Consider the following 9005-nt stretch of genomic DNA (forward strand, 5'->3'; position numbering starts at 1 on the left):
CGTCACCTTCGTACGCGACTTCCTGGAGATGATGATGGAACACCTTGACACGAAGGTCCCGAACGCGGACGCCCCGAGCGTCGACGCCGCGAACACCGGGACTCCGAACACCGGGACTCCGAACACCGGGACTCCGAACACCGGGACTCCGAACACCGACGCCCCGAGCATCGGTTACGGCCGTCCGCACCAGGACGGTGCGGTGCTCGACCTCTTCACCACCTGGGCGCACCGCACCCCCGACGCCCCCGCCCTGATCGACGGCGAGCAGGTCTACAGCTACGCCGAACTCGACCGCCTCGCCGACACCGTGGCCGAGGCCCTGCGCGGCAAGGTCGGCCCGGGCGACCTGCTCGGCGTCTGCCTCGCCCACTCGGTCTCGCTGGTCGCCGTCACCCTGGCCGCCGCCAAGCTCGGCGCCGTCCACCTGCCGCTCGGCCCGCGCCCCGGCGAGCACCGGCTGCGCGCCGTCGCCGAGCAACTGCGCCCGGCCTGCCTGGTCGGCGAGCCGGACCTGCTGCCGCCCGGCGGCGAGCGGCTGCCGCTGGACCTGCCCACCGCCGGCGTGGTGGCCGCCCTGAACCCGGGCGAGCAGGTGCGCGTCCCGGCCGGTACCCACTACGCGGTGCTCACCTCCGGCTCCACCGGCACCCCGAAGGCCGTCGCCGTCACCGAGCCCGCGCTCGGCGCGCTGTTGCAGTGGTACCGCGGACTGACCGGCCTCGGCCCCGGGGAGCGGCACAGCTTGCTGATCGGCGTCGCCTTCGACCCGCACATGCAGGAGCTGTGGGCCGGCCTCACCTCCGGCGCGGCCCTGGTGGTCGCCCCCGAGGCGGTCCGCTGGGACACCGGTGCGCTCACCGACTGGTGGCGCGAGGCCGGCGTCACCGTGTCCATCCTGCCCACCCCGCTGGCCGAGCCCCTCCTCGGCCGGCCCTGGCCCGCCGAGTCGCCGCTGCGCCACCTGGTGATCGGCGGCGACCGGCTGCGCCGCGCCCCCGGGCCCGACGTCACCGCGACCGTCCACAACGCGTACGGCCCCGCCGAGGCCACCGTCACCACCACCGTGCACACCATGGCCCCCGGCGGCGACCACGGTGCCGGCGCCCCGCCGATCGGCCTGCCGATCGACGGCGCCGTCCTCCTGGTCACCGACGAGGACGGCCGCCCGGTGCCGCGCGGCACGGCCGGCGAGCTGCGGATCGGCGGCCGAGGCCTGGCCGCCGGGTACCTCGACCCCGAGCTGACCGCCCGCCGTTTCGTCGGCGCGCCCGCCGGCGTGGTCGGCACGGACCGGGTCTACCGCACCGGCGACCGGGTGGTCATGCGCCCGGACGGCGTGCTGGAGTTCCACGGCCGCCTCGACGACCAGGTCAAGGTCAGCGGCGTGCGGATCGAACCCGCCGAGGTCGAGGCCGCCTTCGAACGCGACCCGAAGGTGCGCCGGGCGGTGGTCGCCGCCGAGCAGGCGCCGACCGGCGGGGTCCGGCTGCTCGCCTTCGTCCAGGCCGAGGACGGCGCCGACCCCGCGGCGCTGCTCGACGCCGTCCGCCCGTGGCTGCCCGAGCAGGCCGTGCCCTCCGCCGTCCGGCTGGTGGAGCGCTTCCCGCTGGACGCCAACGGCAAGGTGGACCGCCCGGCCCTGCTGGCCGACGCGCCGGCCCCGGACGAGGAGGCCCCGGCGGACGAGGCCGGTACCCCGGTCGAGCGCACCGTACTGAAGCTCTGCCGCGGGCTGATCGGCCGTGCCGACCTCGGGCCCGAGGACAACTTCCTCGCGTCGGGCGGCAATTCGCTCGCCGCGGCAAGACTGCTGGAGGCCCTGGAGAACGAGTACGGCGTACGGCTGCGCGCCCCCCTGGTGCTGCGCCAGCCCGACCTGCGGGCCGTCGCCCGGCTGGTCGAGGAGCGGGTGGCCGATCTGGCCGCGACCGCCTGACCCCGCCCGAACCTCCTCAGCGGGGCGCCCCGGCCCACCCGGCCGGGGCGCCCGGAAGGGAACCACCCATGACCACCAGGACCACCGCGCACCGCGCGCACCCCGCGACCTCCGCGCATCCCGCGACCCCCGCGGCTCCGCTCGACCGGACCACCGAAGCCCCGCCAGCCCTGCCCACCCCGCTGCCCGCCCTGGTCGCCCGGCAGGCCGAGCAGCGGCCCGACGCGCTCGCCGTGACCGACGGCTCCACCGTCCTGACCTACCGCGAACTCGTCGACGCCGCCGGTCGGTTGGCCGCCGTCCTGGCCGATCGGGGGATCGGCCCCGGCAGCGCCGTCGCCCTGCTGTGCGCCCGCTCGACCCGATTCGTCGTCGCCCAGCTCGCCGTCTGGCGGGCCGGCGCACTGGTCGTCCCGCTCGACCCGGCCTACCCGCGCCCGCGGATCGCCGAAATGATCGCCGACGCGGACGTCCGGCTCGTCCTCGGCGACAAGGGACTGCTCGCCGAGGCCGGGCTCCCCGAGGACCGCACCCTGGCGCTGACCGAGCGCGGCACCGAGGCCGCCGACGGCACGGCGCCCGACGCCGCCGACCCGGCCGCGCCCGCCCTGCTCTACTACACCTCCGGCTCCACCGGCCGCCCCAAGGGCGTCCTCGTCCCGCACAGCGCCGTCGCCGACCTGGCCACCGCCGAGGACTCGATCGGCCTCGGCCCACGCGACCGGGTGCTCTTCCACTCCACCGTCTCCTTCGACGCCACCACCTTCGAACTGTGGGCCCCGCTCGCCCGGGGCGCCGCCGTGGCCGTCTCCCCGAGCGAGCGCCCCAGCGCCGAGGACCTGGTCCGCGACGTCGAGAGCTTCGGCGTCACCACCGTCTTCCTCACCACCGCGCTCTTCCACCACCTGGCCGCCCGGCGGTCCCGGGTCTTCGGCGTGCTGCGCACCCTGGTCGTCGGCGGCGAGGCACTCTCCTCCGAGTACGCGGGCGCCGTGCTGCAGGCCTTCCCGTGGCTCGAACTGATCAACGCGTACGGGCCGACCGAGGCCACCACCTTCACCACCCTGCACCGGGTCACCCGGGCCGACTGCGCCGGATCCGTCCCGATCGGCCGGGCCTTCGGCGGCACCCGGGCGTACGTCCTGGACGAGCGGCTCGCGCCGGTGGCGCCGGGCAGCGTCGGCGAACTGTGGATCGCCGGCGACCGGCTGGCCCTCGGCTACCTCGACCGGCCGGAGCTGACCGCCGAGCGCTTCCGCGAACTGCCCGGCATCGGACGCGCCTACCGCAGCGGCGACCGGGTCGCCGAACGGCCGGACGGCGCCCTGGAGTACCACGGGCGCACCGACGACCAGGTCAAGGTGCGCGGCTTCCGGATCGAACCCGGCGAGGTCGAGCACGCGCTGCTCCAACTGCCCGAGGTCGCCGAGGCGGCGGTCGTGGTCCGCCGCGCCGGACAGGTCGACGCCGCGCTCACCGCCTGCCTGGTCCTCGCCGAGGGCTCCCGCCCGGCCGTCGAGGCGCTGCGGGCCGCTCTGGCCGAGCGGCTGCCCGCCCACCTGGTGCCCACCGCCTGGACGGTGCTCGCCGCGCTGCCGCTGACCGGCAGCGGAAAGGTGGACCGGCGGGCGCTGGCCGCCGACGAACCGGACGGGGCACAGCCGTCCGCCGCCGCCGAACTCGGCCCGATCGAACAGGTCGTCGCCGAGGCGTGGAGCCGCGCCCTGGAACGCCCGATCACCGACCCGTCCGCCGACTTCCTCGCCGAGGGCGGGCACTCGCTGCTCGCCATGTGGGTGGTGGACGACCTGCGCGAGGACCTCGGGGTCGAGCTGTCGCTCGCCGACTTCCTCGGCCACCCGACCGTCGCCGCCCAGGCCGAGCTGCTGGAGCGCGCCCTGCGGGCCGCCGACGACACCCCCGGAGCCGACCGATGACCACCGTCGACCAGAGCGACCTGCTGCGCCGCGCCCGCAACCGCCGCGCCGCCACCCCCGTCACCTTCGCACCGCAGACCGGCCCCGCCGAATCGACCGGCCCCGCCCCGCTCTCGCACGCCCAGCAGCGGATGTGGCTGATGGACCACCTCGGCCAGGGCGGCGCCCTCTACAACGTGCCGGTCGCCACCCGGCTGCGCGGCCCGCTCGACTTGGCGGCCCTCGCCACCGCGATCACCGGCCTGACCGAGCGGCACGCCGTCCTGCGCACCCGCTACCCGCGCCGGGGCGACGAGCCGTACCAGCAGATCGACCCGGTCGTCCCGGTGCCGCTGCCGGTCCTGGACGCCACCGGCCCGGAGCAGCTCGCCGCCGAGGCCGCCCGGCCGTTCGACCTCGCCACCGGCCCGGTGCTGCGCGCCCTGCTCCTGCGGCACGGCCCCGACGACCACACGCTGCTGCTGACCATCCATCACATCGCGGTGGACGGCGGAACGTTGGGCCTCCTCACCTCGGACCTCGCCGAGCTGTACCGCGCCGCGCGCGACGGCGAGCCGAACCGGCTCCCGCCGCCGGCCCCCTCGTACGCCGACTACGCCCGCCAGGAACGCGCCCGCGAGGCCGAGCTGACGGCCAGCGCCGGCGTCCTCGCGGCCAGGCTGTCCGGCGCCCGGCCGCTGCCCCTGCTGCGGCCCGTCCCGCCCGGCGCCCGGGAGCGCCGCGCCGCGCTGCACGCCGCCCCGCTGGATCCCGCCGTGGTGGAACAGCTGCGCGTCCTCGGCGCGCGGCACGGCGCCACGCTGTACACCGTCGTGCTGGCCGCCGCCTTCGCCGCGCTGGGCATCGCCTCCGGGCAGGACGACCTCGTCCTCGGCTGCGCCAGCGGCCACCGGGCGCGGCCCGAGTTCCGCCGGACCGTCGGGCTCGCGGTCAACACCCTCGCCGTGCGGGCGAATCCGTCCGGGGACCCGTCGTTCACCGAGCTGCTCGCCCTGGTCCGCACCGCCCTGCTCGACGCCCAGCAGCACCACGAGGTGCCCCTCGACCTGGTGGTCGAGCGGCTCGGCGCGGCCGCGCGCGGCGCGGACGGCACGCCGTTGCTCTCGGTCAGCTGCGACCTGGTCCAGACCGTCGACCCGCTGGCGCTGCCGGGCCTCGACACCGAGAACGTGGAACTCGACCTGGGGCTGGCCAAGTTCGGCATCACCCTGCTGCTGGAGGACGGCCCGGGGCCGCGCTGCCTGCTGCAGCACGACCGGGACGCGCTGGATCCGGACACCGCCGCCCGGCTGCTCGGCGCCTTCGCCGAACTGCTCACCGCCGTGGCCGCCGACCCGGAACGGCGGCTGTCCGAACTGCCCGGAGAGCGGTTGACGGCCGCTGAACACCCGGTCGTGGAAGCCCTGTCGGCCGATCCGGCGGTGGTCGAGGCGGCCGTGGTCGAGAAGCCGGACGGCCCGCCGCTCGCCTACGCGGTGGTCCGCGGGCCGGTCGCGCCGAGCGGCAGCGCCCTGCGGGCCGCCCTGCGCGGGCGCCTGCCGGCCGCCGAACTGCCGCTCGCGGTCACCCTCGTGGACCGGCTGCCCCGCCACCCCGACGGCACCCCCGACCGCGACCGGCTGCCCGGCGCCACCGTGCTGCCCGGCGCCACCGTTTTGCCCGGCGCCACCGCGGCGGCGGAGGGCCCGCTGGAGGCAGGCCCGCTGGACGTCGTACGGCAGGCCTTCGGCGAACTCCTCGGCACGACCCCGACCGCCGACGGCGACTTCTTCGCCCTCGGCGGCCACTCCCTGGTCGCCGTCCAGCTCGCCGAACGCCTGCGCACCCGTACCGGGCTGCCGCTCACCGGCCTCGACATCCTGGAGCAGCGCACCCCGCGCGCCCTCGCCGCCCTGCTCGCCACCCGCACGGACGAGCGCCGCGCGGCCCTCGCCCAGGCCGGTGCCCGTTCGCGGACCACCGGCGCCCGCACCGGCACCGTCCTGCTCACCGGCGCCACCGGCGGGGTCGGCGCGGCCGTGCTCCAGGAGCTGATGGCCCAGGGCCGGCCGGTCCGGGTCCTGGTCCGGCCGGAGTCCGCGCACCTGCCCGCGCTGAACGGCGCCGAGGTGGCGGAAGGCGACCTCGGCGACCTCGACAGCCTGCGCCGGGCCGTCGACGGCGTCGACGCCGTCATCCACTCCGCCTGCACCTTCACCGACCACGCCACCGACCTCGCCGCCATGCGCGCCCTGGTCGACGGCTGGCGGGGCGGCCCGTTCGTCTTCGTCAGCAGCATCGACGCGTACGGCCGCCCGGCCGGCACCGAGGTCCCCGAGGGCGGCCCCAGCAGCGCACCCGTCACCCCGTACGGGCAGGCCAAGCTGGACTGCGAGCGGATCCTCTTCGAGGCCGCCGCGACCGGCCGGGGCCAGGCCGTGGCCGTCCGCTCCCCGATCGTCTGGGGCCCGCACCACCGCCTGCGCGACCAGCTCCGCTGGGGCGCCACCGGCCCCCTCTACCAGGCCGCCCTGGCCGGCCGGCCGATCGGCCTGCCGGACGCCGAGGAGTGGCACGGAGCCTCCTGGGTGCACTCCGCCGCCCTGGCCCGCGCCCTCGGCGCCTGCCTCACCCCGGACCACCCCGCCGCCGGCCGGGTCGTCAACGCGGTGAGCGGGCACCTCTCCTGGGCCGACTTCACCGCCGAACTGGTCCGCCTGCTCGGCTCCGACAGCCCGATCGCCGCCACCCCCGACGCCGACGGGGAACTCCGCCGCCCCTGGCACTACCGGGCGGACACCCTGGCCGGCCCGCTCGCCCCCGAGCCCGGCGAGGACTGGCGCAGCGTCCTGGCGGCCATGGTCCGCTGACCCCCCGGTCGCGGGCGGCGGAGGCCGATGGTTCCGGCCCCCTCCGCCCGCTACCGCAGCCGCCGCAGGCGGGAGTTGGCGATGTTACGGGTGCGCCGGGTGCGGCCGTTCTCGGCGAGCAGGCCCAGCGCGGCCCGGTCGGGCGACTCCTCGGCGAGGCGTCCCTGGAGCCAGTTCTCCGCCGCGAGCAGCTGCTCCTCCTCCCACGGCTCGCCCAGGGCCATCGCCCGCAGCAGCGCCCAGTCCCGCAGGCGCCGGGCGGCGAACGCGTCGGCCGCCACTGCGCCCGCCAGCTCCCGCCGCCAGGCCGGGAAGCCCGGGTCCGTCAGCAGTTCCGCCGCGCGCCGGTCCAGGTACTCGCAGACCGCGCAGCTCGCCATCGGGCGCTCGGGGTCGGTGAGCACCCGGGCCGCGAGGGCGGCCGCATCCTCGGGAGCCACGTCCGCGAAGGCCCGGCGGTAGCGTGCGAATCGCACGTGCTCGTCCGGCTCGAAGCCTTCCGAGCCGGCCGCTGCTGTCTCGGTCACCGGGGTTCTCTCTTCCGTCCTGTCGTGGCCGCTTGCCCGCCCGATGGTCGCACGGCCGGTGGAGGGCGGGTCCGGCGCCTCCGCCGGTGGCCTCCTTGACCTCAAGTCGGCTTGAGCTCCTAGCCTTCACCCGATCGATCGTCGGGCGACAGGAGAGACCGCATGATTCTCGTGACCGGAGCCACCGGCAACATCGGACGTTCCCTGCTGGAGGAGCTGCGGGCCTGCGGGGCCGGCCCCCTGCGGGGCCTCACCCGGGACGGCGCCCGGGCCCGGTTCCCCGAGGGCGTGGAGGTGCGCGAGGGCGACCTCGCCGACCCGGCCTCCCTGGCGCCCGCCCTCGACGGGGTGCGCTCGCTGTTCCTGGTGTCGCGGATCGGCTCCGATGCCGGGATCCTCGACGCCGCCCGGCGCGCCGGCGTCGAGCACGTGGTGCTGGTGTCGTCCGTCACCGTCGAGACGCATCCGCACCTGGGCCCCGCCCGGGAGAACGCGGACGTCGAGCGGCTGGTCATGGACAGCGGCATGGCGTGGACGGTCCTGCGGCCGACCCAGTTCGCCTCCAACGCCCTGTGGTGGGCGTCGGCGATCCGCGAGCGCGGGACGGTCCGCGTGCCGTACGCGGACACCGGGCTGCCCACGATCCACCCCGCGGACGTCGCGGCGGTGGCGCGGGTTGCGCTGACCGGGCCCGGCCACCGGGGACGGGTGTACGCGCTGACCGGGCCGGAGCGGGTGACGGCCCGGCAGCAGGTGGCGGCCATCGCGGCGGCCCTCGGGCGGGCGGTGCCCCTCGCGGTGATCGGCCGGGAGGAGGCCCGGCGGGAGCTGGCCGAGGCCCTGGGAGCCGAGGCGGCGGACGCGGTGCTCGACGTGACGGGCGGGGACGTCAACGACGGCCTGGTGGAGGTGCGCGACACCGTCGAGCGGGTCACCGGATCCCCCGCGAGGCCGTTCCACCACTGGGCCGCCGAGAACGTCGCCGCCTTCCGCTGACGAGCCCCCCGCACGGGCCGGGCACGCCCCGCCGGACCCCCATTCCGTGAACAGCGTGAATGGCTATCGCCGGGAGCACAGCCCCGCACCGCCGCCCGCCACACGTTCCGCCGCCCGGCCGTTCCGCTGCTCGGCCTTCCGCCGCCCGCCCGGGCGCTCAAGGGCCGCTGGAGGCCAGGTCGAGGCGGGTGGTCCGGGGCGGCCCGGGTGTGTTCTGGTGGAGGGCGGAGGGCGCGCGCGGGGGCGTAGACGCTGGCGCATGGAGCTGAGTGCGGAGGCTATGGTTCGCCGGCCCGGAGTGGCCTTGACTGGTGGACACGAGGACGGACGCGCAGGGTTCACGGAACCCGGCCGGTCCGACGATCCGAACAGGCTCCTACTCCGAGTGAGGGTGATTGTGATGGCTGGTGTGGTGGATCTCGCGGTCGGGTCCGGTGTGGTGCTGGTGGTCGGTGGGACGGGGAAGACGGGTCGTCGGGTGGCGGACCGGCTGGCGGCGCGGGGTTTCGGGGTGCGGGTGGGGTCGCGTTCGGGTGCGGTGCCGTTCGACTGGCACGACGAGGGGACGTGGGAGGGGGCGTTGGAGGGGGTGAGTGCGGCGTATCTGACGTACTACCCGGATCTGGCGTTCCCGGGTGCGGTGGAGGCGGTGGGGGCGTTCTCGCGGTTGGCGGCGGAGCGCGGGGTGGGGCGGTTGGTGCTGTTGTCGGGGCGTGGTGAGGAGGCCGCGGAGGCGGGGGAGAAGGCGGTGATGGAG

General features: G+C 76.7%; 5 protein-coding genes and 1 pseudogene. 5 read left to right on the forward strand and 1 reads right to left on the reverse strand.

Annotated features, from left to right (window positions below; translation table 11 throughout):
• Positions 1 to 34 precede the first annotated feature (34 nt).
• The 3 genes from ACWGKU_RS03165 (at position 35) to ACWGKU_RS03175 (ending at position 6725) form a co-directional block, all read left to right on the forward strand.
• The gene (locus ACWGKU_RS03165; protein WP_359900875.1) at positions 35 to 1939 is read left to right on the forward strand and encodes an amino acid adenylation domain-containing protein; all 1905 of its coding nucleotides are present in this window, start codon (positions 35 to 37) and stop codon (positions 1937 to 1939) included.
• A gap of 68 nt (positions 1940 to 2007) precedes the next feature.
• Positions 2008 to 3876 carry a non-ribosomal peptide synthetase gene (locus ACWGKU_RS03170; protein WP_401047109.1) on the forward strand — a complete coding sequence of 623 codons (1869 nt, stop codon included), beginning with the start codon at positions 2008 to 2010 and terminating at the stop codon, positions 3874 to 3876.
• Positions 3873 to 6725: a condensation domain-containing protein gene (locus tag ACWGKU_RS03175; RefSeq protein WP_452177765.1), complete on the forward strand. Its 2853-nt coding sequence runs from the start codon at positions 3873 to 3875 to the stop codon at positions 6723 to 6725. Before ACWGKU_RS03170 ends, ACWGKU_RS03175 begins: the two co-directional genes overlap by 4 nt.
• A gap of 50 nt (positions 6726 to 6775) precedes the next feature.
• Here the strand turns inward: ACWGKU_RS03175 and ACWGKU_RS03180 are convergent, their stop codons facing one another.
• Positions 6776 to 7252, reverse strand: coding sequence for a hypothetical protein (locus ACWGKU_RS03180; RefSeq protein WP_452177766.1), 477 nt, complete (start codon positions 7250 to 7252; stop codon positions 6776 to 6778).
• Positions 7253 to 7414: 162 nt separating this feature from the next.
• Here ACWGKU_RS03180 and ACWGKU_RS03185 point away from each other — a divergent pair, with 162 nt between their 5' ends.
• A complete protein-coding gene (locus ACWGKU_RS03185) occupies positions 7415 to 8248 on the forward strand; it encodes an SDR family oxidoreductase (protein ID WP_401055429.1) in 834 nt (277 codons plus the stop codon).
• A gap of 400 nt (positions 8249 to 8648) precedes the next feature.
• Positions 8649 to 9005, forward strand: a pseudogene (locus ACWGKU_RS03190) (NmrA family transcriptional regulator); the annotation flags it as partial.

The organism is Kitasatospora sp. NPDC054768 (assembly GCF_053612025.1).